Source organism: Cupriavidus necator, assembly GCF_016127575.1.
GTDB classification, from domain to species: Bacteria; Pseudomonadota; Gammaproteobacteria; order Burkholderiales; family Burkholderiaceae; genus Cupriavidus; species Cupriavidus necator_D.
Genome location: NZ_CP066018.1, coordinates 2,359,389 through 2,383,742, shown reverse-complemented (window position 1 = coordinate 2,383,742; position 24,354 = coordinate 2,359,389). Strand labels below are relative to the sequence as shown.

16 protein-coding genes are annotated in these 24,354 nt (G+C 68.9%); 12 read left to right on the top strand and 4 right to left on the bottom strand.

Going from position 1 to position 24,354, the window contains the following annotated elements; translation table 11 throughout:
- Nucleotides 1-170 precede the first annotated feature (170 nt).
- The 9 genes from metG to I6H87_RS11080 all read left to right on the top strand — a co-directional run bounded on the left by metG (nt 171) and on the right by I6H87_RS11080 (nt 14,158).
- Nucleotides 171-2,231: a methionine--tRNA ligase gene (gene metG, locus I6H87_RS11120; RefSeq protein ID WP_011615922.1), complete on the top strand. Its 2,061-nt coding sequence runs from the start codon at nt 171-173 to the stop codon at nt 2,229-2,231.
- A 354-nt stretch (nt 2,232-2,585) separates the two neighbouring features.
- Nucleotides 2,586-5,912 (top strand): acetyl-CoA carboxylase family protein, encoded by a 3,327-nt coding sequence (locus tag I6H87_RS11115; protein ID WP_011615923.1) that lies wholly within the window; start codon nt 2,586-2,588, stop codon nt 5,910-5,912.
- Between the two features lie 46 nt (nt 5,913-5,958).
- The gene (locus I6H87_RS11110) at nt 5,959-7,692 is read left to right on the top strand and encodes an AMP-binding protein (protein ID WP_011615924.1); all 1,734 of its coding nucleotides are present in this window, start codon (nt 5,959-5,961) and stop codon (nt 7,690-7,692) included.
- Between the two features lie 121 nt (nt 7,693-7,813).
- Nucleotides 7,814-8,605 carry an IclR family transcriptional regulator gene (locus I6H87_RS11105; protein ID WP_010814895.1) on the top strand — a complete coding sequence of 264 codons (792 nt, stop codon included), beginning with the start codon at nt 7,814-7,816 and terminating at the stop codon, nt 8,603-8,605.
- Between the two features lie 59 nt (nt 8,606-8,664).
- Nucleotides 8,665-10,266 carry an ABC transporter substrate-binding protein gene (locus I6H87_RS11100; RefSeq protein WP_011615925.1) on the top strand — a complete coding sequence of 534 codons (1,602 nt, stop codon included), beginning with the start codon at nt 8,665-8,667 and terminating at the stop codon, nt 10,264-10,266.
- Nucleotides 10,267-10,335: 69 nt separating this feature from the next.
- On the top strand, nt 10,336-11,247 hold the full coding sequence (locus I6H87_RS34690) for an ABC transporter permease (protein WP_010814897.1): 912 nt from the start codon (nt 10,336-10,338) through the stop codon (nt 11,245-11,247).
- Complete coding sequence (locus tag I6H87_RS11090) at nt 11,240-12,133, top strand: ABC transporter permease (RefSeq protein ID WP_011615926.1); 894 nt, start codon at nt 11,240-11,242, stop codon at nt 12,131-12,133. Before I6H87_RS34690 ends, I6H87_RS11090 begins: the two co-directional genes overlap by 8 nt.
- On the top strand, nt 12,130-13,176 hold the full coding sequence (locus I6H87_RS11085; protein WP_010814899.1) for an ABC transporter ATP-binding protein: 1,047 nt from the start codon (nt 12,130-12,132) through the stop codon (nt 13,174-13,176). The genes I6H87_RS11090 and I6H87_RS11085 overlap by 4 nt, the downstream gene beginning before the upstream one ends.
- A gap of 16 nt (nt 13,177-13,192) precedes the next feature.
- The gene (locus I6H87_RS11080) at nt 13,193-14,158 is read left to right on the top strand and encodes an ABC transporter ATP-binding protein (protein WP_011615927.1); all 966 of its coding nucleotides are present in this window, start codon (nt 13,193-13,195) and stop codon (nt 14,156-14,158) included.
- A 15-nt stretch (nt 14,159-14,173) separates the two neighbouring features.
- Here the strand turns inward: I6H87_RS11080 and bamE are convergent, their stop codons facing one another.
- From bamE to I6H87_RS11065, 3 genes are read right to left on the bottom strand one after another with little or no spacing between them, the layout of a single operon-like run.
- Nucleotides 14,174-14,722, bottom strand: a complete 549-nt coding sequence (bamE, locus tag I6H87_RS11075) for an outer membrane protein assembly factor BamE domain-containing protein (RefSeq protein WP_010814901.1) — start codon at nt 14,720-14,722, stop codon at nt 14,174-14,176.
- Nucleotides 14,723-14,765: 43 nt separating this feature from the next.
- Nucleotides 14,766-18,914 carry a translocation/assembly module TamB domain-containing protein gene (locus I6H87_RS11070; RefSeq protein ID WP_011615928.1) on the bottom strand — a complete coding sequence of 1,383 codons (4,149 nt, stop codon included), beginning with the start codon at nt 18,912-18,914 and terminating at the stop codon, nt 14,766-14,768.
- A 40-nt stretch (nt 18,915-18,954) separates the two neighbouring features.
- Nucleotides 18,955-20,757, bottom strand: a complete 1,803-nt coding sequence (locus tag I6H87_RS11065) for an autotransporter assembly complex protein TamA (RefSeq protein ID WP_010814903.1) — start codon at nt 20,755-20,757, stop codon at nt 18,955-18,957.
- A 167-nt stretch (nt 20,758-20,924) separates the two neighbouring features.
- On the opposite strand from I6H87_RS11065, the gene I6H87_RS11060 reads away from it, so the two are divergent.
- The 3 genes from I6H87_RS11060 (at nt 20,925) to panC (ending at nt 23,094) form a co-directional block, all read left to right on the top strand.
- The gene (locus tag I6H87_RS11060; protein ID WP_010814904.1) at nt 20,925-21,116 is read left to right on the top strand and encodes a DUF3460 family protein; all 192 of its coding nucleotides are present in this window, start codon (nt 20,925-20,927) and stop codon (nt 21,114-21,116) included.
- A gap of 31 nt (nt 21,117-21,147) precedes the next feature.
- Nucleotides 21,148-22,041, top strand: a complete 894-nt coding sequence (locus I6H87_RS11055; protein WP_010814905.1) for a segregation and condensation protein A — start codon at nt 21,148-21,150, stop codon at nt 22,039-22,041.
- A gap of 204 nt (nt 22,042-22,245) precedes the next feature.
- Nucleotides 22,246-23,094, top strand: a complete 849-nt coding sequence (gene panC, locus I6H87_RS11050; protein ID WP_010814906.1) for a pantoate--beta-alanine ligase — start codon at nt 22,246-22,248, stop codon at nt 23,092-23,094.
- A gap of 49 nt (nt 23,095-23,143) precedes the next feature.
- On the opposite strand, the gene I6H87_RS11045 is transcribed toward panC, so the two are convergent.
- Nucleotides 23,144-24,337, bottom strand: a complete 1,194-nt coding sequence (locus I6H87_RS11045) for a PepSY-associated TM helix domain-containing protein (RefSeq protein WP_011615929.1) — start codon at nt 24,335-24,337, stop codon at nt 23,144-23,146.
- Nucleotides 24,338-24,354 lie beyond the last annotated feature (17 nt).

Here is a 24,354-nt window from a genome sequence, read left to right as displayed (position 1 = left end):
CCGGCGCTTTTTTTTGGCCGAACGGATCCGTGGGTTTCGCCATTCCGCCATGCGGAACCGGCGCGCAGGCGCTGGCCAGTTGCTAAAATAGCCCCTTCCCGGCACGCGCCCTCCCTTCCTGGCTGGCGCCGTCCCCCTGATATTTCCCCGCTCCTGACCGGCTCCTGTTTATGACCGCACGTCGCATCCTCGTCACATCCGCCCTGCCTTATGCCAACGGCCAGATCCATATCGGCCACCTGGTGGAATACATCCAGACCGATATCTGGGTGCGTTTCCAGCGCATGATGGGCAACGAGGTCTACTACGTCGGCGCCGACGACACCCACGGCACGCCGGTCATGCTGCGCGCCGAGAAGGAAGGCATCACACCCAAGGCACTGATAGACCGCGTCTGGACCGAGCACAAGCGCGACTTCGACAGCTTCCTGGTGTCGTTCGACAACTACTACAGCACCGACGCTGAAGAAAACCGCGAGCTGTGCGAAAAGATCTACCTGGCCCTGAAGGCCGAGGACCTGATCGCCGAGCGCGAGGTCGAACAGTTCTTCGACCCGGTCAAGAACATGTTCCTGCCGGACCGCTTCATCAAGGGCGAGTGCCCCAAGTGCGGCGCCAAGGACCAGTACGGCGACTCGTGCGAGGTCTGCGGCACCACCTATGTGCCGACCGACCTGAAGAACCCGTATTCGGTGGTGTCCGGCGCCACGCCGGTGCGCAAGTCGTCGGCCCATTACTTCTTCAAGCTGTCCGATCCGCGCTGCGAGACCTTCCTGCGCGAATGGGTGGCCGACCTGGCCCAGCCCGAGGCCGCCAACAAGATGCAGGAATGGCTGGGCGCCGAGGGCGAGGCCTCGACCCTGTCCGACTGGGACATCTCGCGCGATGCGCCCTACTTCGGCTTCGAGATCCCCGGCGCGCCCGGCAAGTACTTCTACGTGTGGCTGGACGCCCCGATCGGCTACTACGCCAGCTTCCAGAACCTGGCCGCAAAGAAGGGCATCGACTTCGACGCCTGGGTCGGCCCGCATTCGACCGCCGAGCAGTACCACTTCATCGGCAAGGACATCCTGTACTTCCACACGCTGTTCTGGCCGGCGATGCTGCGCTTCTCGGGCTACCGCACCCCGACCAATGTGTTCGCCCACGGCTTCCTGACCGTGGACGGCGCCAAGATGAGCAAGTCGCGCGGCACCTTCATCACCGCGCAGAGCTATGTCGACACCGGCATGAATCCGGAATGGCTGCGCTACTACTTCGCCGCCAAGCTCAACGCGAGCATGGAAGACCTCGACCTGAACCTCGATGACTTCATTGCGCGCGTGAACAGCGACCTGATCGGCAAGTACGTCAATATCGCCAGCCGCGCCGCGGGCTTCCTGGTCAAGCGTTTCGAAGGCAAGGTCGACGAGGCCGCGCTGGCCCACCCGCTGCTCGAACAGCTGCGCCAGGCCGCACCGCAGGTCGCCCACCTCTATGAAGCCCGCGAGTACAGCAAGGCGTTGCGCCTGGTGATGGAGCTGACCGATGCGGTCAACGCCTTCGTCGACACCGAGAAGCCGTGGGAACTGGCCAAGGACGAAAACAAGCGCGCGGCGCTGCATGCGGCGTGCTCGGTCTCGCTGGAAGCCTTCCGCCTGCTGACGGTCTACCTGAAGCCGGTGGTGCCGAACGTGGCTGCCGGCGTTGAGCGCTTCCTGAACGTCGAGCCGTTGGACTGGCGTGCCATCGACAAGCAGCTGTCGGCCGCCAGCCCGGTGCAGGCCTACCAGCACCTGATGACGCGCGTCGATGCCAAACAGGTCGACGCGCTGCTGGCTGCCAACCGCGAATCGCTGCAGGCAACCGCGGCGCCGGCCGCCGCGGGCGCGGCGATCGAGCCGATCGCCGACACCATCACCATCGACGACTTCGCCAAGGTGGACCTGCGCGTCGCGAAGATCGTCGAATGCCAGAAGGTGGAAGGTTCGAACAAGCTGCTGCAGCTGACGCTGGATCTGGGCGAAGGCCGCACCCGCAATGTGTTCTCCGGCATCCAGTCGGCCTACACGCCGGAGCAGCTGGTCGGCAAGCTGACCGTGGTGGTGGCCAACCTGGCCCCGCGCAAGATGAAGTTCGGCGTGTCCGAAGGCATGGTGCTGGCTGCGTCTGCGGCGGATGAGAAGGCCACGCCGGGCCTGTATATCCTGGAACCGCACGAGGGCGCGGTGCCGGGCATGCGCATCGGCTGAAGCAGGGCACTCATTGCCGTTCCCCTCTCCCGCTGGCGGGAGAGGGCGGCAAACCCGCGGTAACGCCATGTTCCGCGCGTCCCATCGGTAGCGATCCAAGGCCAGCCGGGCCTCTGGATCGACCCGCCACACCGCCCGAGATTCTGCAATGCAGAACAGAACGGGCAGCACCCCTCCTCCCCCTCGCTCGCGCGCTATGCACGCGCGGCATGTCATACATGGTTCTGGCGCATCGCGCTTGTGACCCCTGGACGAGCCGCGTAGATTCCACCTCGCAGAATCACAAACCAAAAAACAGAAGCCGGCCACGCAACGCTGCTTGCGCGACGCCGCTTCGCATGGAAGGGGACATTTGTGAAGAAGCTCCTGATCGCCAATCGTGGCGAGATCGCGTTGCGCGTGCAGCGCGCCGCACGAGACCTTGGCATCGCCACCGTGGCGGTCTATGCCACCGACGACGATGCCAGCCGGCACCGCCTGCTGGCCGACGAAGCTGTCGCGCTGCAGGGCCAGGGGGCCGCTGCCTATCTCGACATTCCCGCCATCATCAGCGCAGCGCGCGCCACCGGCTGCGACGCCATCCACCCTGGCTATGGCTTTCTCAGCGAGCGCGCCGACTTTGCCAGCGCTTGCGCAGCCGCGGAGATCATCTTTGTCGGCCCCGAGCCCGAACAGCTGGCCCTGTTCGGCGACAAGGGCCGCGCGCTGGCGCTGGCCGCGCGCTGCGGCATACCGGTGATGCCCGCCACCGCGGGCGGCGCCACGCTCGATGCGGTGACCGCATTCTTCGACGAACAGGACGGCGCCGGCGTGGTGCTCAAGGCGGTGGGCGGCGGCGGCGGGCGCGGCATGCGCGTGGTGCGCGAGCGCGACGCGCTGCCCGAAGCCTATGCGCGCTGCCGCTCCGAAGCACGCTCGGCCTTCGGCATCGATGCCATCTACGCCGAACGGCTGGTGGCCCGCGCGCGCCATATCGAAGTGCAGATCGCCGGCGACGGCCACCATGTGATCGCACTGGGCGAGCGTGACTGCACGCTGCAACGCCGCTTCCAGAAAGTGGTCGAGATCGCGCCCAGCCCGGCGCTCGATCCGGCGCTGCGCCGGCGCATTGTCGATGCCGCCTGCACGCTGGCGCGCGAAGCGCGCTACCGCAGCCTGGGCACGTTTGAATTCCTGGTCGAAGAGCCCGAGGAAGGTGCGCGCCGCGATGGCGCGGCCCTGCCCTTTGTCTTTATCGAAGCCAACCCGCGCCTGCAGGTCGAGCACACCGTCACCGAGCAGGTCACCGGCGTGGACCTGGTGGCCGTGCAGCTGGGGCTGGCCGAAGGCCGGCGCCTGGCGGAACTGGGGCTGGACCCGCAGCACCCGCCGCGCGTGCGCGGCTATGCCATCCAGGTGCGCGTGAATGCCGAGGCCACCGACGCGCAAGGGCTGGCACGTCCGGCACAGGGGCGGCTGGAGCGTTTCGATCCGCCCACCGGGCCGGACGTGCGCGTCGACACCCACGGCTATACCGGCTATGCACCGTCCGCGCATTACGACACGCTGCTGGCCAAGCTGATCGTCACCTCGGCCAGCGACAACTTCGCTGACGCAGTGCGGCGCCTGCAGCGCGCGCTCGGGGAATTCAATATCGGCGGCATCGTCACCAACCTCGACCTGCTGCGGGCGCTGGCCGAGCGCGACGACTTTGCCAGCCAGCACGTGCATACGCGCTATATGGAAGCCGCGCTGCCCGCCCTGCTGGAACGCGCCGCGCAGATTGCGGCGCAGGACGCGGCGCGGCAGGCCCTCGCAGGAGGCAGCGCCCCCAGGGTGGCGGCACCTTCCAGCACGGCAAGCTTCGAGGAGCGACTGGGCGAGGGCCTGTGCGCGGTGCGCGCGTCCATGAACGGACGCGTGATCGAACTGGCGCGCGAGAACGACCTGGTCAAGGCCGGCCAGACCGTGGCCGTGCTCGATGCGATGAAGATGGAACATGCCATCGTGGCCGAGCATGCGGGCCGCGTGATCGACCTGCGCACCGCTTCCGGCGAGCAAGTCGCCGAGGGCCAGGTCATGCTGGTGCTGGAGCCTGCCGACGCCGGCGCCCATGCCGATGGCGAGGCCGAGCACACCGACCCGTCGGCGATCCGCGCCGACCTGCAGCGCGTGCTCGACCGCCATGCCTTCCTGTACGACGCGGCCCGCCCCGAGGCCGTGGCACGCCGCCATGCGCGCGGCCAGCGCACCGCGCGCGAAAACGTCGACGACCTGTGCGATGCCGGCAGCTTCCGCGAATACGGCGGCCTGGCGCTGGCGGCACAGGCCAGCCGGCGCAGCGAGGCCGACCTGATCGCCAACACCCCTGCCGACGGGCTGATCACCGGCACCGGCGCCGTCAACGGCAGCCTGTTCGCACCGGAGCGCGCGCGCTGCGCGGTGCTGGCCTACGACGCCACCGTGCTGGCCGGCACCCAGGGCAAGCGCAACCATATCAAGACCGACCGCATCCTGGAGGTGGCGCTGCGGAACCGGCTGCCCACGGTGATCTTTGCCGAAGGCGGCGGCGGCCGCCCGGGCGACATCGACTTCCCCACCGTGGCCGGCCTGTACCAGCCTTCGTTCGCCGCCTTCGCCGAGCTCAGCGGCGAAGTGCCGGTGGTGGGCATCGCCTCCGGGCGCTGCTTTGCCGGCAATGCCGCGCTGCTGGGCTGTTGCGACCTGATCATCGCCACGCGCAACGCCAATATCGGCATGGCCGGCCCGGCCATGATCGAGGGCGGCGGCCTGGGCGTGTTCCGCCCCGAGGATATCGGCCCGGCCACGGTGCAGTACCACAACGGCGTGGTCGACCTGCTGGTCGACGATGAGGCCGACGCGGTGGCCGCGGCCAGGCATTACCTGTCGATGTTCCAGGGCCGTGTCGACGACTGGCAGGCGCCTGACACGCTGGCGCTGCGCCAGGTGGTGCCGGAAAACCGCCTGCGCGTCTACGACACGCGCGCCGCCATCGCCGGCCTGGCCGACGCGGGCAGCGTGCTGGAACTGCGCGCCGGCTTCGGCACCGGCATCCACACCGCGCTGGCGCGCATCGAAGGCCGGCCCGTCGGCATTCTCGCCAACAACCCGCGCCACCTCGGCGGCGCCATCGATGCCGACGCCGCCGACAAGGCCGCGCGCTTCATGCAGGTGTGCAATGCGCACGGGCTGCCGATCGTATCGTTGATCGACACGCCGGGCTTCATGGTGGGCCCGGAGGTCGAGGCCCGCGCCCAGGTGCGCCATGTGTCGCGCATGTTCGTCGCCGGCGCCAAGCTGCGCGTGCCGTTCCTGGCGGTGGTACTGCGCAAGGGCTACGGCCTGGGCGCGATGGCGATGGCCGCGGGCGGCTTCCGCGCGCCAACCTTCACGGTCTCGTGGCCAACCGGCGAATTCGGCGGCATGGGCCTGGAGGGCGCGGTGCGGCTGGGCTTCCGCAAGGAGCTGGAAGCGCTGCCGGCCGGCCCGCAGCGCGATGCGCTGTACCAACAGCTGGTGGCGCAGATGTACGAGCGCGGCCATGCCATCAACGCCGCTGCGGCATTGGAGCTGGACGCCGTGATCGACCCCGCCGCCACCCGCCAGTGGGTGGTCAGCGGGCTCGAGGCCGGTGCCGCCAATCCCCAGCGCCCGATGCGCACCTTCGTCGACGCCTGGTAGGCGCGGCGGCGGACAGAACCAGAGCGAAAGCAAGAGGAGACAGCAGATGAACGAACAGGCGTTCTTCGAGGACCTGGAAGCCCGGCATCGCAAGATCTGGCCCGCAGGCCTGCCCGACGCACCGGTCTACCCCCATGGCGAGGCCCCGCTGGGCGACTACCTGCGCGCGTGGGCGCGCAAGCGCCCGGACCACGCCGCGCTGGTCTGGTACGGCACCACCGTGACCTATGCCGAGCTCGACAACCTGTCCGAGCGCTGCGCCGCGCTGCTCAAGGGCCGCGGCGTGGGCGCGGGTGACCGGGTAGCGGTGATGATGGGCAACTGCCCGCAGTTCCACGTGGTCTTCTACGGCATCCTGAAGCTGGGCGCGGTCTATGTGCCGGTCAACCCGCTCTTCAAGGAACAGGAGCTGGTCTACGAACTGAACGATGCCGGCGCCACCACCGTCATCGTGCAGGACCAGCTTGCGCCGCTGCTGATGTCGGTGCGCGCGCAGACGCGGCTGCGCACCGTCTACACCACCAGTGCCGGCGCGATGTTGCCGGCACAGCCGGACCTGCCGCTGCCAGCGGGCCTCGACGCGCCCCCGCTGGCCGTGGAAGGCACCATCGACCTGCTGCAGGCACTGCGCGACACCGCGCCGGTCGCACTGCCCCCGGTCGACATGGACGCGCTGGCCGCACTGAACTACACCGGCGGCACCACCGGCCTGCCCAAGGGCTGCATGCACACGCAGCGCGACATGGTCTACACCGCGGCGGCTTCCTACGCGCTCACCGGCGGTGTCGATGCGGAACGGCTGGCAGAAGGCTCCGGCGACGTGATGCTGAACTTCCTGCCGATGTTCTGGATCGCGGGCGAGAACCTCGGGCTGATCTACCCGATCTTCAGCGGCGCGACCGTGGTGCTGCTGGCGCGCTGGGACCCGGTCGCGGTGATGGCCGCGATCGAGCGCTATCGCGTCAACCGCACCTTCGTGGTGGTGGACAACGCGGTCGAGCTGATGAACCACCCCGAATCCGGCCGCTACGACCTGCGTTCGCTGCAGCACACGCGCGCCGCCTCGTTCATCCGCAAGATCACCCCCGACATCCGCCAGCGCTGGCACGCGCTGACCGGCAGCATCATCGCCGAAGGCGCCTGGGGCATGACCGAGACCCATACCAGCGACACCTTCACCACCGGCATGCAGGACGACGACATGGACCTGCGCGGCCGCCCGGTCTTTGTCGGCCTGCCGGTGCCGGGCACGCGCATCAAGATCTGCGACTTCGACACCGGCGCGGTGCTGCCGGTCGGCGCGGAAGGCGAGATCGTGGTCAGCACGCCGTCGCTGTTCAAGGGCTACTGGGGCCGCCCCGACGTCGATGCCGAGGTATTCCGCGACGGCTGGTTCCGCACCGGCGATATCGGTGCCTATGACGAGGCGGGCTACCTGCATTTCCTGGGACGGCGCAAGGAGATGCTCAAGGTGCGCGGCATGAGCGTGTTCCCGTCCGAGCTGGAGGTGCTGCTGTCGCGTCATCCGGCGGTGCTGGGCTCGGCGGTGGTGGGCCGCCCCGACCCGGACAAGGGCCAGGTGCCGGTGGCCTTTATCCGCCTGCGCGCCGAGCACGCCGACGGCATCACTGCCGACACGCTGCATGCATGGTGCCGCGAGCAGATGGCGGTCTACAAGGTGCCCGAGATCCGCATCCTGCCCGAGTTCCCGCTGACCGCCACCGGCAAGGTGCGCAAGGTCGAGCTGCAGGCCTTGCTGGATACCGAGGCCGGCGGCTGAACGGGACCGCTGTCGGGTAGTACCGCCGTACCGGACGAGGACGCCGAGCGCGCGTCCGGCACGCCTGCGCGTCGAACAAGCGCGGCTGGCGTGCAACGGCACAACGAGGGAGCCAACGGTTATGCAGGACCGATCCACCGGCAATGCCTTCAAGGAAGACCGCCACTTCGTCACCGCGCTGGCGCGCGGGCTGGAAGTGCTGGCCTGCTTCCGCACCAGCGACCGCGTGCTCGGCAACCAGGAAATCGCCCGGCGCTGCGGACTGCCCAAGTCGACCGTATCGCGCCTGACCTCCACCCTGACCCGGCTGGGCTATCTGGCGCAGGCCGAAGGCAGCCACAAGTACAGCCTGGGCACGGCCTGCCTGCGGCTGGGCAGCGCCATGCTGTCTCGGCTGGACATCCGCAAGGTGGCGCGACCGCTGATGCAGGAGCTGGCGGACTTTTCCGGCGGCACGGTGTCGCTGGGCACGCGCGACCGGTTCTCGATGATCTATGTCGAGCACTGCCGCAGCTGCGCCGCGATTGCGCTGACGCTCGATACCGGCTCGCGCATTCCGGTCGCCACCTCGGCCATCGGCCGCGCCTGGCTGGCGGTGGTGCCGGACGAAGAGCGGCAGGCCTTCATGGAACAGGTGCGCGACGTCGACGACATGGCGTGGCCGCGCCTGCGCCAGGGCATCGAACAGGGCCTGGCGGACCACCTCACCCTGGGCGTGACCTGCTCGATGGGCGAGTGGCAGCCAGACGTCAACGGCATTGCGCGCGGCTTCGAGCCCGGCCATGGCATGCCGCCTATGGCCATCAACGTGGGCGGACCGTCGTTCCGGCTGTCCCCGTCATTCCTGCTCGACGAGGTGCGCCCGCGCCTGCTGGAGGTGGTACGCCAGCTGGAAGGCAGCTTCCCGCGCTGAGCGCATCCGTTGTTCACACCAACAGCGCCGCCACGAGACGGCGCAACAGGAGGAGCACCATGCAAGTAAAGTTGACCGACGCCGCCCGGCGCCGCCTGCTGGCCGGCATGCTGGCCGCCGCCACCATCCCCGCGGCCCAGGCCGCCCCGCCCTCGCCGGCCACCGGCAGCCTCACCGTCGCCTTCGGCGCGGAGTCGACCACGCTCGATCCGGTCAAGATCTCGGCCGGCGTCGACCACTACTTTGTCGGCCAGATCTTCGAGATGCTGGTGCGCCGCAATGCCGCGCTCAAGGACGAGAACTGGCTGGCGGAGAACTGGAAGCTGGAAACCGGCAAGGACGGCAAGCCCGTGCTCGACGTGCAGCTGCGCAAGGGCGTGCGCTTCCACAACGGCGACCCGCTGACCTCCGAGGACCTCGAGTTCTCCTGGCAACGCCAGCGCGACCCCAAGAGCAGCTTCTTCTCGCACTATGTCTCGTCGGTCGAGCGTTTCGAGATCGTGGATGCGCACCGCTTCAGGCTGCATTTCAAGGAGCCGGATGCGCAGTTCATCGTCGGCAACATGCAGCTGTGGGCCATGCCCAAGAAGTACATCCAGAAGGTCGGCGAAGAAGAGTTCGCCCGCAAGCCGGTCGGCACCGGGCCATGGAAGTTTGTCTCGCGCACGGTCAAGGACGAGCTGAAGCTGGAAGCCTTTGACGGCTACTGGAACAAGGAGAAACGGCCCGGCGTCAAGGAGCTGACCATCAAGGTGATTCCCGAGGACCTGACCCGGGTGGCGGCCTTCAAGACCGGCAAGGTCGATTTCATCGACAACGTGCCGCCTTCGATGGTCGAAGAGTTCAAGAAGATGCCGGGCGTGAAGACCGTCACGCTGGTGAGCGGCAACAACCTCTTCCTCAATTTCAATACGCAGATGCCGAAGTCGCCGTTCAACGATGTGCGCGTGCGGCAGGCGGCCGCGCACGCCATCGATGTCGACGCCATCATCAAGCGCGTGCTGTTCGGCCAGGGCGAGCGCTATGCGCAGGTGGGCAAGGAGTCGAATGGCTACGACCCCGAGCTCAAGCCCTACGCCTTCGACCAGAAGCGTGCGCGCGAGCTGCTCAGGCAGGCGGGCTACCCCAATGGCTTCGAGACCCCCTGCTACAACCTCACCACGCCGCGCGAACCTGGCGTGAAGGAAGTGGGCGAAGCCATGTATGCCTACCTGAGTTCCGTGGGCATCCGCTGCCAGGTGCGCAACCTGGAGTACGGGGCCTGGATCAGCCTGGGCAAGCGCGGCCGCTCGGGCCCGCCGGAGATGGACGGCGTGCTGAGCTGGATGTGGTCGCAGGGCCTGCCCGGCGACCCGGGCCTGGCCTGGTCCGGCCATTTGCACAGCTACCAGGGCGGCGGCGGCTGGGGCACTTATTCCTACACCAGCGACCCCGAGGTCGACGCGCTGCTGGAGAAGCAGCGCCAGACCATGGACCCCGCGGCGCGCACCGCGCTGCTGCGCCAGATCGCGCGGCTCAAGCAGGAGCGCGTGCTGGGTGGCCTGCCGACCTACCGGCCGCTGGTGACCTTTGCCTGGCGCGACAACAAGATCGACTACGTGCCCTGGCCCATCCGCGACTACTGGCGCTCGTTCCAGGAAGTCAGCTGGAAGCAGCGCTGATCCGCCGCCGCGCCCGGCGCCCGTGCCGGGCGCGGCATTCCCGCTGACGAATCTCCGACGGAGCCTGTCATGCCTATTGCAAAACGCGTGCTGCACGGCCTGATCAGCATCCTTGGCGCGAGCGTGATCATCTTCCTGATCTCGCGCCTGTCCGGCGACCCGCTTGCCTTGCTGCTGCCGGCCGACGCGCCGCCGCAGGTGATCGAGGCAACGCGCCGCCATCTCGGCCTGGACCAGCCCCTGGTGGCGCAGTACCTGGTCTTCCTCGGCCATGCCGTCACCGGCGACTTCGGCAACTCCTACCGCTGGCAGGAACCGGCACTGGGGCTGATCCTGGAGCGGCTGCCGGCCACGGTGGAGCTGGCGCTGGCCGCGCTGGGCTTCTCGATTGCGATGGCGGTGCCGTTCGGCGTGCTGTCGGCGGTCTACCGCGGCTCCTGGTTCGACCGCTTTGCCAAGGTCTTCGCCATGCTCGGCCAGGCCATGCCCAACTTCTGGGTCGGACTGCTGCTGATCCTGTTCTTCGCGGTGCAGCTGAACTGGCTGCCCGCGTTCGGGCGCGATTCGTGGAACAGCCTGGTGCTGCCCGCGATTGCGCTGGGCTGGTATCCGGTGGCGGCGCAGACCCGCGTGGTGCGCTCGGCCATGCTGGATGTGCTGGACAGCGACTACATCCGCATGGGCCGCGCCATGGGCCTGCCCGAGCGCGTGCTGATCTGGAAGTACGCGCTGCGCAACGCGGCGATTCCGCTGGTGACCATCCTCGGCGTGTACTTCGCGGCGATGCTGGGCGGCGCCTTCGTGGTCGAAGTCATCTTCGCCTGGCCAGGCGTTGGCCGCACCGTGGTCGAGGCCGTGTTCGCGCGCGATTTTCCCGTGGTGCAGGCGGGGGTGATGCTCACCTCCGTGCTGTTCGTGCTGTCCAACCTGCTGGTCGACCTGAGCTACGGCCTGATCGACCCGAGGATCCGCCATGCCTGAGATCACCGCTCCTCCCGCCAGCGCCACGGCGGCGCCGGCCCGCAAGCGCCAGCGGCGTGACCTGGGTGGCCTGCCCTGGTTTGCGCTGGCAATCTTCCCGGTGCTGCTGGTCTGCGCCGTCGGCGGCGAGGCGCTGCTGCCGCACGACCCCAACGGCCTCGACCTCGGCCTGGCCTTCCAGCCGCCGGCCTGGCTGGAGGGCGGCAGCTGGGCCTATCCGCTGGGCACCGACAACATGGGGCGCGACCTGCTCTCGCGCATCATGGCCGGCACGCGCATCTCGCTGGTGGTCGCGCTGTACGCCATCCTGATCTCGGGCGGCATCGGCACCGCCGCCGGCATGCTGGCCGGCTACTTCGGCGGGCGCCTGGACGCGCTCATCATGCGGCTGGTCGATATCCAGATGTCGATCCCCGCGCTGGCGCTGGCGCTGGTGCTGGCCGCGGTGCTGGGCCCGGGCTTCAATACCGTGGTGCTGGTGATCGTGGTGACCTACTGGACCTGGTACGCGCGCATCGTGCGCGGCGAGGTGATGTCGCTCAAGCAGCGCGACTACGTGGCGCTGGCGCGCGTGGCCGGCTGCGGCACGCTCACCATCTTCCGCCGCCACCTGCTGCCCAACCTGCTCAACACCCTGCTGGTGCTGGCCACGCTGCAGGTGGGCCAGGTGATCATCTTCGAGGCCTCGCTCAGCTTTCTCGGCCTTGGCATCCAGCAACCCGATGTGTCATGGGGGCTGATGCTGGCCGATGCGCGCAACTACATCACCAACGCGTGGTGGGCCATCACCATGCCCGGACTGGCCATCATGGCCACCTGCCTGGCGTCCAACCTGCTGGGCGACTGGCTGCGCGACCACTTCGACCCGAAAAGGAGGCAGCTATGACCGGCCCCGACCCGCACGTGACGCAACGCCCGTCGCCAACGCCCGCCGCCGGGGGCTCCCCCCGCGGCGCGCCCATGCTGTCGGTGCAGGGGCTGACCACGCACCTAGGACTGCGCCGCGGCACGGTGCGCGCCGTGGACGGCGTCGACCTGCACGTGCATGAAGGCGAGACCCTGGGCGTGGTGGGCGAATCCGGCTCCGGCAAGTCCATGACCATTCTGTCCATCCTGCGCCTGCTGCCGCGCCAGGGCGGCGTGCAACTGGGCGGCAAGGTGCTGCTCGATGGCGTGGACCTGCTGCAGCTGCCCGAGAAGACCATGAGCACGCAGTACCGCGGCCGCAAGATCGCGATGATCTCGCAGGACCCGCTGACCTCGCTGAACCCGGTCTTCACGGTGGGCGACCAGGTCGGCGCGCCGCTGCGCTACCATGGCCGCGCCGACAGCCGCGAGGCGCGCCGGCGCCAGGTGGTGCAGGTGCTGGACAGCGTGCGCATCCCCTCGCCCGAGACGCGGCTGGACGACTATCCGCACCAGTTCAGCGGCGGCATGCGCCAGCGCGTGGTGACCGGCATGGCCATTGCCAGCGCGCCGCGCCTGCTGGTGGCGGACGAACCCACCTCGGCACTGGACGTGACCATCCAGGTGCAGATCATGGCGCTGTTCCGCAAGATCCAGGCGCAGACCGGTGTCGGCATCATCCTGATCACGCACGACCTGGGCGTGGCGGCCAGCATCTGCCACCGGGTGGCGGTGATGTACGCCGGGCGCATTGTCGAGACCGGCGATGTGCGCACGCTGTACCAGCGCCCCGCCCATCCCTACACGCAGGCCCTGCTCCAGGCCATTCCCCACTTCGGCGAAAAACGCGAGCGGCTCTACGCCATCCAGGGCAGCCCGCCCAGCCTGATCGACCCGCCGCACGGCTGCCGCTTCGCGGCGCGCTGCCCGCACCGCAAGCCGCTGTGCGATGACGCCTATCCCCCCGAGATCGAACTTGAATCCGGCCACAAGGTCAGCTGCTGGCTGGCTTCGGCCGGCTGAGAACCCAGGAGGCGCCATGCTGCTCGAAGTCGAAAACCTGAAGAAGCATTTCCCCGCGCGCGGCGGCGGCACAGTGCGCGCCGTCGACGGCGTCAGCTTTGCCGTGGATGCCGGCCAGACCTATGCGCTGGTGGGCGAGTCCGGCTGCGGCAAGACCACCATCGCCAGGCAGCTGCTGCTGCTTGAGCGCCCCAGCGCCGGCACCATCCGCTTCGACGGCCAGGACGTACTGGCGCTGGACCGCAAGGGCGTGCTGGGCTACCGGCGCCAGGTGCAGGCGGTGTTCCAGGACCCGTCGTCCTCGCTCAATCCGCGCCTGAAAGTGGGCATGCTGCTGGCCGAGCCGCTGCTTGCGCACGGCCAGGGCGGCGACCGCGCCGCGCTGCGCCGGCGGCTGCTGGAGCTGCTGGAGATCGTCGGCCTGCCGCCCGGCGCGCTCGACCTGTACCCGCACGAGTTCAGCGGCGGCCAGCGCCAGCGCATTGCCGTGGCGCGCGCGCTGGCGCTGCAGCCGCGGCTGATCGTGCTGGACGAGCCCACCTCGGCGCTGGATGTCTCGATCCGGGCGCAGATCGTCAACCTGCTGTCCGATATCCAGCGCAGCTTCGGCCTGGCCTATGTGGTGATCGCCCATGACCTGGCGCTGGTGGAGCACTTCAGCTCGGCCGTGGGCGTGATGTACCTGGGCAATATGGCCGAAAGCGGGCCCAGCGCCGCGGTGTTCAGCACCCCGCGCCACCCCTACACGCAGGCATTGCTGGGCTCGGCGCCGCGGCCCGACCCCGACCACCAGCCGGCCGAGGGGCTGATCCTGGGCGATATCGGCTCGGCGCTGAACCCGCCAGCGGGCTGCAAGTTCCATCCGCGCTGCCCGCGCGCGGTGCCGGCCTGCGCCACCGAGATCCCCCGCATGCTGCGGCTGGACCCGGCCGCCGGCTCAGCCGCGCCGGCGCACGTGGCCGCCTGCCACCTGCTCCATTGACCGCCGGGGCATGCGTCAGCCGCCCTGCATCTTCGACGGATCGTCGCTGCGCGAGGTCGTGGTGACGGTGCCGTCGCTGTTGAAATGCACGTTGAAGAAGGCCTTGTCGGTGGCGGTTTCCATCCAGCGGTAGCCCCACACCTCTTCCTTCTTCAGCGCAAATGCCTCCACCTTGGTGGGCTTGCCCAGCAGGCGGCGGATGTCGTCCTTGCTCATGCCGGCGCGCACGCGGGCGAAGTTCTCGGCCGACAGCACCTGCTCGATCTTCGCGACCTTGCCATCGGCACTGATGGTGACCATCCAGGTGGTGGTGCCCTCGGGGCCGCGCGGGTATTCAAGCCGGCGCCCGCCGTCCGCTTCTTCCCAGACGATCTCCGGCTTGCCGGCCTGGCGCCGCAGGTCTTCCTCGGTGGACTGACCGGGGACGATGCCCTTGAACAGCTCGCTGTCGGGCTTGATCGCGTTCCAGGTGTTGCGGGCGGTCTCGCCCGCCTTCTTCATGGCTTCATCGACCTTCTGCTGGTCGCAGCCGAACAGCGCAAGCAAAGAGGCAAAGAGTCCCATGGCGGCAAGGCGTCGCGGCGACGCGAAAGTGGAGGGGCGCACGTCAGCGGCGCACGGGCTCGGAAATGACTGCCGAGGCTGCCTGTGCCGCGCTGTCGGGACTGGTTGGCTGGCTCTCATCCTGCTGGCTCCTTCTGGTGTCGCTGCGACCCGAGGTCCCGCTGAACAGGTTCGCCCAGCTGTCGAAGCGGCGGTTGAACAAGACCGACAAACCGTTGATGGACCCGCCCTTGGCAATCAGCGACCAGCGCCGTGAGAACTGCCAGGTGAGCTTCACCACGTTCGAGGCCGATGTCAGGCTCTGCTCATAGCCTACCGACATACGCTCGGTAATGGCCTTGCCCATGCTGACCACCTGCTGGTCATTGAGACCCGCGGTGCTGGGCCCGATCGAGAATTCGTCGATGCCGAAATGCTGCACGATGCCCTTGCCGGCCTTGCCGCCGATCATGCCCAGCGCCGCGCCGCCCAGCGCGGCGCCACCCAGCTGGCGCTGCTGGCCGGCACCGGCGCTTTCCGCGCCGTAGCCGAACATCAGCCACGAGAGCTTATCCTCATCCGGCACATTGGGTTCCGACACCAGCCGCACGCGCGGCAGCCGCACCGTGCCGGTCACCTCCACGCCCGCCTCCACTTCCTGGTTGCGGCGCATGGCGCGGATGTTCATGTTCGGGTTGTCGATCGGGCCGTTGAAGTTGATGATGCCGCGCTCGATGTCCAGCTTGCGCCCGAAGGCTTCATAGGTGCCGTCGGTCACGCGCACCGTGCCGGTGGCCTTCATCGGTACCAGGGGTTCGCTCTTGACACCCATCTGGCCGGCCAGCAACAGGTCCGCGCCCGCGCCCCGGAAGCGGAAGTTGTTGCCCAGGTCCACGGTCAGGTCGATCACCGGGCTGAACTTGCTTGCCGGCTTGGTCTCCGGCGCCTGCGTGGCGGCAGTCTTAACGGCGCGCTGGTCCTTGCGCCGGATCACCACCACATCGTCGCCCAGCACCGGCGCGCCGGCCTTGGGCAGGTCGAACAGGCCGCGGTCGACATGGATCTTGCCGCGGATCACGACCTGCTTGTTCTCGTTGGCGATGGTGGCGTCGCCCGAGACCACCAGCGTGCGCTCGGGGCTGGCGAACAGCTGCAGCTTGTCGGCGACGATCTTGCCGGTCAGGTTGGGATCGGCCTCGCCCAGCTTGACGTTGCCGGTGGCCGTGATCTTGCCGTCGCCGCCGTGGAATTCCACGTGCTTGAGCTCGACCGTGTTCTGGTCCAGCACCACGCGCACAGTGCCGTCGGTCAGGCGCAGGCCCAGGTCGTACAGCGTGACGGCGAGGTTGTCGCCGTCGACGGTGCCGGTCAGCAGCGGCGCGCCGATCGTGCCGGCCAGGCGCATCGCCGCGGCCAGTTTGCCGTCGAAAGCGTACTGCGGGCCGGTCAGCGCTTCCAGCGATTTCAGCCGCGGCACGTCGACGGTGACCGTGCCGCCCAGGGTCGAGGCCGGGCCCACGGTCTGCAGCCCCTGCTCCTGCACCAGTCCGGCGGAGGCGTCCACCACCACCTTGCCGATGCGGCCCGACACCATGCCGCCGCGCATTGCGATACGGTTGCCGCCGGCGTCGGCGCGCAGGCTGGTCTCGCCCAGGCCGAGCGTGGTGAAGCCCCGGCCGGCGTTGACCGAGAGGTCGCCGCTGCGCCGGCGCAGTTCGGCAAAGCCGGTCGCGGTCTCGGCCAGCGCCAGGTTCCAGCGGCCGTCGATGACCAGGTCGGAGCGCACCGGCGGCTTCTCGCCGGTGATGGTTTCCATCAGTTCCAGCACATGGCCCACCTGCAGGCCGTCCAGGCTGCCCGCGCTGCGGATGCGGCCGTGGTCCCAGTCGAGGCTGTCGATGGTCAGCGTGGCGCGGTCCAGCAGCAGGCGCGCCGCGCCCAGGCGCACCCGCTGGTCGGCCACCAGCAGCTGCGTCGGCGCGGCCAGGCGCAGGTTGACGGTGCCGCGCTCTTCCAGCGTGCGGATGGTGCCGTTCCAGCCGTCCTTGCCCTTCCACGCGCCCTGCCCCGCCAGCGCCAGCTGCAATGGCCGCTTGTTCAGGCTGCCGGCCGCCTTGACGTCGAAGGTATGGTTGGCCTGGGTGCCGTCGAGCGTGGCGTCGAGCGTGCTCAGGCTGGCCTGCGGGCCGCGGTAGTCGCGCGCGGCCAGCTGCACCGAGAGCGGGCCGTCCAGGCCGCCGCGCACCTCGGCGCGGCCGCTGGCGCTGGCCACCTTGTGCGGGCCCATTTCCAGCGCCTGCGCGTTGTAGTCGGCCACCACTTCGGGTTTCTTCAGCGTGCCGGTGATGGTGGCGTCGAGCTTGAGCTTGCCGGCCACGCCAAACTTGAGCCGCTCCAGCTGCGGCGCATCGACCGCCAGCTTGAGCGCATCGCCGCGCGCGCCGAAGCTGCCGCGCAGGTTGGCCTGGTTGCCGGCCATGCTGAGCGAAGCCTCGCTCGGCAAGAGCCGCTCGTCCGCCAGGCGCACCTTGCCGCCGCCGGTCATCGGCAGGCCCGCGTATTCGCTCTCATGCACGGCGAAATCCAGCGCCACACCGAGTTCGGGCGCGATCTCGCCGGTCGCGGTGAAGTCCGCATTGATGCGGCCGGCGGCAACCTTGGCCAGGCGCGAGGGATCGAACGAGGCCAGCTTGCCCTTGAAGCTGAACGGCTGCTTGTCCTTCAGGCCGAGCTTGCCTTCCGCGGTCAGCAAACCCGGCCCCACCGCGGCGCGCAGCGTGGCCAGCGTGAGCGCCTCGGCATCGATGCTGGCATCGGCGAAAAGCTTGAGCGGCCCGCCCGACAGGTCCAGCGCCACGCTTTGCCGGCCCGGCTCCATCCGCACCACCACCGGGCCGGACAGGCTGGCGCTGGTCAGCGAGCCATGCAGCGCGGCCGGGTCCAGCCTGCGCACGTCCAGGTCGAAACCGCCACGGCCGCCGCGCAGCGAACCGCCGCCGGAGATCTCGGCCTTGCCGGCCAGCGCCACGCGCAGGTCCGAGACGGCCTGTGCCATCTCGCTCAGCTCGACATGGGCGCGCACCGACTGCACCGGCAGCCGCTCCTTGTCCAGCGGACCGGCTTCCAGGTTGCTGATCTCGATGTCGCCGGCGACAGCCAGCGGTGCGGGCGCAGGCGCGGCCGCAGGGGCGGATGCGGAGACCCCCGATGCCGCCGGGGGGGGCGATGCCGACACGGCGCTGGCCGCCTGCGCGCCGGCAGCCGCCGCCACGCCGCCCACCGGCCGCAGCTCGGCATGCACGGTCAGGTTGGCCTGTGGCGCCGACGGGCTGAACAGGCGCGGGTTGATGCGATCGCCATCGACCAGCAGGTGCGTGAACGGCACCTTGCCGAACGGCGTCAGGTCGGCGCCGGCGCGCAGGTGGATGCGGTCGCCGCTGGCCTGCAGCTCGGCTCGCAGCGCGTCCAGGTTGCCCTTGGCGGTGGCATTGACGGCAAAGGCCTCATCCTGCCAGCTGCTTTCCAGCAAGGCTTCGGCGCTGAGCGCGAACGGGGCGCGTGCGCCCAGCTGGGCGTTGGCTGCCAGCTTGCCGTATGGTGTTTCCAGCTTGTCCACGCTGACGCGGTGGCGCTGGCCGTCGCTGTGCAGCGCGCCGGCCAGGTTGCTGAACACCATCGGCTCGGCCGTGGGCGCCGTACCCTGCAGCAGCGACAGCCGCTCAAGCGTCAGCGAATCGACATCGATGGCCAGCGGCAGTTCGAGCGAGGTGGGCTTCTGCATCGGCTCGGTGCTCGGCTCGGACGGGCCGAGCTTCACTTCGGCCTTGCCAATGCGCAGCCATTGCACGTGCAGGCGCCGCGCCTGCCAGCCGAGCACCCAGTTGCCATCCACGCGGTCCACCGCCACGCGCGTCTGGCCGCTGGCGAACACCACGTCGCGCAGGCGCAGGCCGTGCGCCACGGTGCCGCCTTCCAGCCGGCCGCTGAGCATGCCGGCCGACAGCCGCGTGGCCAGCGTCCACAGGTGGCGGGTGCCGGTCTCGGTGCGCAGCGCCGCCACGCCCGCCGCCGCCAGCGCCACCATCAGCAGCAGCAGGATGCCGACCAGCCAGGCCAGCACGCGCCACAGCCGCCGCCGCTTGCGCGGCGCGGGCGGGATCGGGGTCCGGGCCGAATCGCCGCCGGGCACCGAAGGCAGATCGTGGGCGCTCATGCCGGCATCCGGGTCAGGCGTGAAATACAAGGGTGCCGCATCAGAACGCCACCCCCAGCGAGATATGCGGGCGGAACTGCTGCTCCTGGATGCCGTAGCCCACGTCCAGCTGCAGCGGGCCCACCGGCGTGCGCCAGCGCACGCCGACGCCCACGCCGTTGTAGATGGTCACGCCGCGCAGGTTGTCGGCGGCGGTGCCGAGATCCCAGAACACCGCCACGCCCCAGTCCGGCTTGAACCAGTACTGGTACTCCAGGCTGCCGGTGCCCAGGTACTTGGCCGGCAAGATGCTGGAGCCGCTGGGCGTGCCGATCGACTGGTAGGTGTAGCCCCGAATCGAATCGGTGCCGCCGGCGCGGAAGCGCAGCGTGGCCGGGATCTGGCTGGAGCTGTCGCCGGTCAGGTCGGCACCGAGTTCCAGCCGTGCCACCACCAGGTCGCGCTTGCCCACCGGTATGTACTGGCGGATACGGCCGTACAGCCGCAGGAATGTGGCATCGCTGAGGAATCCCCTGGCGGCCACCCCGATCTGGGTGCTGATCACGTTGCCGCGGCGCGGGAACACGGGATTGTCGACGTCGCGCCGCGTCCAGGCAAAGGCCGGCACCAGCGCCTTGCTGATCTGGGCGGCCTGGCCCTCCGGCAGCAGCTTGTCGTAGTAGAAATCCAGCGACGTCGTCACGTCGTACTTCTCGCGCGAGCGCGAGCGCTTCAGGCCCGCGCGCAGGCTGGTGGTGTCGGTGTTCTCGATGTCGATGGTGCGCTCGTAGCTGCTGTACACGCTGTTGCGGTAGTTGCCCCTGTCCGGGGGCATCGCGGCCTCGGCGAACAGATAGGAGCGCTTCTGCTCCAGCCGCGCCTGCGAGTCGAAGGTCCAGGCGCGGTTGAACAGGTTGTAGTACGAATAGCGGCCTTCGATCTGCGCGCCGGTGTCGGTGGTAAAGCCCACGCCGCTGTTGAGCCGGTGCGCCGGATATTCGCGCACGCGCACCGAGACCGGCGCGGTCACCACGCCGTCTGCCGCCTTGTCGGCGTCCGGGGGCGGTTCCAGGTCGACCTGCACGTTGGAGAAGTACGGCTGGTTCTGGATCGCGCGCTGCAACTCGAGCAGCCGCTCCACGCGGTACGGCTCGCCCTCGTTCAGCGGGTTGACGTTGTAGATGATCTGTTGCGGATAGCGGCGCGTGCCGGTCACCTTCAGCGGCCCCAGCAGGTAGGCCGGGCCGCTGGCGTAATGCGCGGACAGGTCCGCGCGCTGGTCGTCCGGCTCCACGCGCGCCTGCGACGCGGCCAGGCGCGCGCCGTAGTAATTGTGGCTCTGCAGCGTGACCAGCGCGTCCTCCTTGGCCTTGTCCCAGTCGCCCTGCCGGAACGGCTCGCCCACCGGCAGTCCCCACTTGGCCTGCAGCTCGGCCACCTGTTCGGGCGAACGCGTGGCCGCCGGGCCCGTCACCTGGACGTCGACATTGCGGATCAGCGTGCGCGCGCCGGGGTCGACCATCACGTGGACCACGCGCTTGTCGCCCTCGCCTTCCACGCGGGTGGTGGTGGTCGGGTCGAAGTAGCCCTCGGTTGAGGTGAACGCCCGCACCTGCTCGCCGACGGTCTCGATCATATAGTCGAGCTGGTCCGGCGAAAGGTCGGCGCGGTCCTGGTAGCGTGCCAGGTCCAGATGCTCTTCCAGCATCTCGCGGATCGGCTTGGGCGCCTCGACTTCGACCTTGTAGGCGGCGCGCGCCGGGGCGGCCGCCAGCGCCAGCACCGCGCCCAGCGCGGCCAGTACGCGAACGGCCACGCGCGCGCGGCCAGCGGAGTCAGCGGTAATAGCGGTGTCTTGCGGCATCGCCGATTGTCCACACATACAAAGTCGGTATTTGACCACACCCGGCCTTATGCCCGGAACTTTCCGGCGCCTTGCACCCGGCCCGGATGCATTCCGGGGGGCCGATACTGTAAAATCGTGGCCCACTGTACCTATCTGGCGCCCGCGCGGGCGCATCACGGTTGAACATGGCCATCTACGAATCCGATATCACCCAGTTCCTGAAGCAGCTCAAGCAAGAGCGCCCGACGCTGGAGGCCGAACAGCGCGACGGCCGTGCCCTGCTGTGGGACAAGTCGCCGATCGACCTGGAAGAGCGCGCCCGCGCCGAAGCTTCGCGCGTGGCGCAGAAGCCATACGTCTACGCGCAGGACAACTGATTCCCGCCGCCCCCGCGAGCGCACGCCGCCCATGAGCGCAGGCGACCAGGACAAGCTGCCGCTGCCCGTCGAGCTGCCTGCCGTGGCCCCGGCCGTTGCAGCCGGCCCTGCCGGCCCCGCCGACATGGTCGACGGGATGGCCTTCGCGCGCCTGTACGGCGAGCCGCTGTTCAAGCTGCCGCAGGACCTGTACATCCCGCCGGACGCGCTCGAGATCTTCCTGGAAGCCTTCGAGGGCCCGCTGGACCTGCTGCTGTACCTGATCCGCAAGCAGAACTTCAATGTCCTCGACATCCCGATGTCGCAGGTCACGCGGCAGTATCTGTCCTACATCGAGCAGATCCGCAAGACCAACCTCGAGCTGGCCGCCGAATACCTGCTGATGGCGGCCATGCTGATCGAGATCAAGTCGCGCATGCTGCTGCCGGTCAAGAAGGCCGACAGCGACGATGAGGCCGAGGACCCGCGCGCCGAGCTGGTGCGCCGCCTGCTGGAGTACGAGCAGATGAAGCTGGCCGCGCAGCGCCTGGACACGGTGCCGCAGCTGGGCCGCGACTTCCTGCGCTCGCAGGTCTATATCGAGCAGAGCCTGGCGCCGCGCTTCCCGGAAGTGGAGACGATCGACCTGCAGGCCGCCTGGGCCGATGTGCTCAAGCGCGCCAAGCTCAACCAGCACCACAAGATCTCGCGCGAGGAACTGTCGGTGCGCGAGCACATGAGCCAGATCCTGCGCCGCTTGCAACACGCGCGCTTCATGGAATTCTCCGAGCTGTTCGAGGACGCGGTGCGCTCCGGCAAGGGCGTGCCGGTGGTGGTGGTGAACTTTATCGCCATGCTGGAGCTGTCGCGCGAAGCGCTGGTGGAGATCACCCAGGCCGAACCGTTCGCCCCAATTTATGTGCGATTGGCGTACAGCCCGACCTGACCCACCCGCGCTGCGGGGTCCGGCCCCGTCCCAACATGTTCTACAATCCGCCGACAGCCGGCCCAATGGCCCACGGTGCAGGCCCCGAAGGCAAGTGCCCGAAGGCCCCGCGCCCGACAGAAGGCCGAGACCGGTAGTCCATGTGCCGCCCCTCGACGGACCGGCGCCCGGGTCACACCTACCACGACCAGCACACCAAGGCAGATGAAAGTCATTTCCTCCATCCAAGAGCTGCGCGACCAACTGCGCGGCCAGAACCGCGCTGCCTTCGTGCCCACCATGGGCAACCTGCACGAAGGCCACCTGTCGCTGATGCGCCTGGCGCGCCAGCACGGCGACCCGGTGGTGGCATCGATCTTCGTGAACCGCCTGCAGTTCGGCCCGAACGAGGATTTCGACAAGTACCCGCGCACGCTGCAGGACGATATCGAGAAACTGCAGAAGGAAGGCGTCTACGTGCTGTTCGCGCCGTCCGAGCGCGATATGTACCCCGAACCGCAGGAATACCGCGTCGAGCCGCCGCATGACCTGGGCGACATCCTGGAAGGCGAGTTCCGCCCCGGCTTCTTCAAGGGCGTGTGCACGGTGGTGATGAAGCTGTTCTCGTGCGCGCAGCCGCGCGTGGCGGTGTTCGGCAAGAAGGACTACCAGCAGCTGATGATCGTGCGCCGCATGGTGCAGCAGTTTGCCCTGCCGATCGACATCATCCCCGCCGAGACCATCCGTGCCGAAGACGGCCTGGCGCTGTCGTCGCGCAACCGCTACCTGAGCCCCGACGAGCGCGCCGAGGCGCCGGTGCTGTACCGCACGCTGCATGACGTGCGCGACACCGTGCTGGGCAGCGACCGCGCTTCGGCCGACCTGCTTGCGGTCGAGGCGAATGCGAAGGAATCGCTGGCCAGGCGCGGCTGGAAGCCGGACTACGTGTCGATCCGCAAGCGCGTCGACCTGCAGGCGCCGACGCGCGAGGAATTCCTCGCCGGCGAGCCGCTGGTAATCCTGACTGCCGCCAAGCTGGGCGCGACCCGGCTGATCGATAACCTGGAAATCTGAGCGGCAGCGCCGCACCAGGCAAAAAAAGCAGGCCGGCGGCCTGCTTTTTTCATGCCCGGCGCATGCCGGATCGCTGTGCGGCCTTCACCACATGCCGCTGATGACCCCGCCGCCGCTTCCACCAGATCAGCACGCCGGTCACGGCAAACGCCAGCGGCGCCAGCCCGAACAGCGTGATAAACACCCGCCCCGGCAGCCCGAAGGCCTCGCCGGTATGGAGCGGAAACAGCCAGTTCAGCAGCGTGTCGCCCGCCGGCGCCTGCTGCGGATCACGCATGCCCAGCGGCTTGCCGCTCCAGGCATCGAGCCACAGCCGCGTGGCACCGGTATCCTTGCGCACCTCGCCGGGCTGGCGCAGCCGGATCTCGAACGCATCGCCCGGCTTGCGCGGGAAGCTGATGCGGGTCACCTGCGCTTGCGGGTACCGGGCCTGCGCCGCCGCCATGATCTCGCCCGCGCCCAGCGGCCGGGCCCCGGCCGGCGCCGGTGCCGAGACGTGCTTCACCGGCGGCGTCACGGTCATCACGCCCGCCACCATCGGTGTCACCCACTTCGGCAGGTTCAGGTACCAGCCCGAAAAGGCGATGATGGCCAGCACCGGCGCGGCCAGGATGCCGCCGGCGCGATGCAGCGAATAGTTGAAGCGCGACCATGAGCCGCCGTGCGTGATGCGGAACGCCTGCACCACCGAGCGCAGCTTCATCCTGGGCCACCACACCGCCACGCCCACCAGCGTGGTCAGCAACAGCAGCATGCCGGCCACGCCGGTGATGGTCTTGCCGGTGTCGCCTGACAGCAGGTAGCGATGCAGGTGAAACAGCGTGGGCAGCAACAGGCGGCGCGACAGGCCCGCCTCGCCCCAGACCCGCTCGCCCTTCACCGCAAGCGTGACCGGATCGACCATCACCTGGCGCGAGCGGCCCGGCACCACGCCGTCGGGCCCCTTGACCGGGTACCAGGCGATAAAGACGCCGTCGGCATGGACGGGCAGCATCAGCAGGTTGGGCTTGCCATAGGGGGGTGCAGCCAGCCGCTCGGTCACTGCCTGGACCGTGGCCGGCGACACCGGCTCCGTCATCGGCGCGGACGCCACCAGCAGGTCAGGGTTGAGCCAGGCATCCAGTTCCTCCCGCCAGGCAATGGTCATGCCGGTCAGCCCGAACAGGACGAACAGCAGGCCAAGGCTCAGGCCGATATACAGGTGCAGTTTGACGAGGGCGACGCGCAGGCGGCCGGTGACCATGTGGGGGCTGAAGTACG

Coding starts and splice junctions, on each gene's coding strand:
- metG (WP_011615922.1), top strand. CDS start 171: ATGACCGCACGTCGCATCCTCGTCACATCCGCCCTGCCTTATGCCAAC.
- I6H87_RS11110 (WP_011615924.1), top strand. CDS start 5,959: ATGAACGAACAGGCGTTCTTCGAGGACCTGGAAGCCCGGCATCGCAAG.
- I6H87_RS11105 (WP_010814895.1), top strand. CDS start 7,814: ATGCAGGACCGATCCACCGGCAATGCCTTCAAGGAAGACCGCCACTTC.
- I6H87_RS11100 (WP_011615925.1), top strand. CDS start 8,665: ATGCAAGTAAAGTTGACCGACGCCGCCCGGCGCCGCCTGCTGGCCGGC.
- I6H87_RS34690 (WP_010814897.1), top strand. CDS start 10,336: ATGCCTATTGCAAAACGCGTGCTGCACGGCCTGATCAGCATCCTTGGC.
- I6H87_RS11090 (WP_011615926.1), top strand. CDS start 11,240: ATGCCTGAGATCACCGCTCCTCCCGCCAGCGCCACGGCGGCGCCGGCC.
- I6H87_RS11085 (WP_010814899.1), top strand. CDS start 12,130: ATGACCGGCCCCGACCCGCACGTGACGCAACGCCCGTCGCCAACGCCC.
- I6H87_RS11080 (WP_011615927.1), top strand. CDS start 13,193: ATGCTGCTCGAAGTCGAAAACCTGAAGAAGCATTTCCCCGCGCGCGGC.
- bamE (WP_010814901.1), bottom strand. CDS start 14,722: ATGGGACTCTTTGCCTCTTTGCTTGCGCTGTTCGGCTGCGACCAGCAG.
- I6H87_RS11070 (WP_011615928.1), bottom strand. CDS start 18,914: ATGAGCGCCCACGATCTGCCTTCGGTGCCCGGCGGCGATTCGGCCCGG.
- I6H87_RS11065 (WP_010814903.1), bottom strand. CDS start 20,757: ATGCCGCAAGACACCGCTATTACCGCTGACTCCGCTGGCCGCGCGCGC.
- I6H87_RS11060 (WP_010814904.1), top strand. CDS start 20,925: ATGGCCATCTACGAATCCGATATCACCCAGTTCCTGAAGCAGCTCAAG.
- I6H87_RS11055 (WP_010814905.1), top strand. CDS start 21,148: ATGAGCGCAGGCGACCAGGACAAGCTGCCGCTGCCCGTCGAGCTGCCT.
- panC (WP_010814906.1), top strand. CDS start 22,246: ATGAAAGTCATTTCCTCCATCCAAGAGCTGCGCGACCAACTGCGCGGC.
- I6H87_RS11045 (WP_011615929.1), bottom strand. CDS start 24,337: ATGGTCACCGGCCGCCTGCGCGTCGCCCTCGTCAAACTGCACCTGTAT.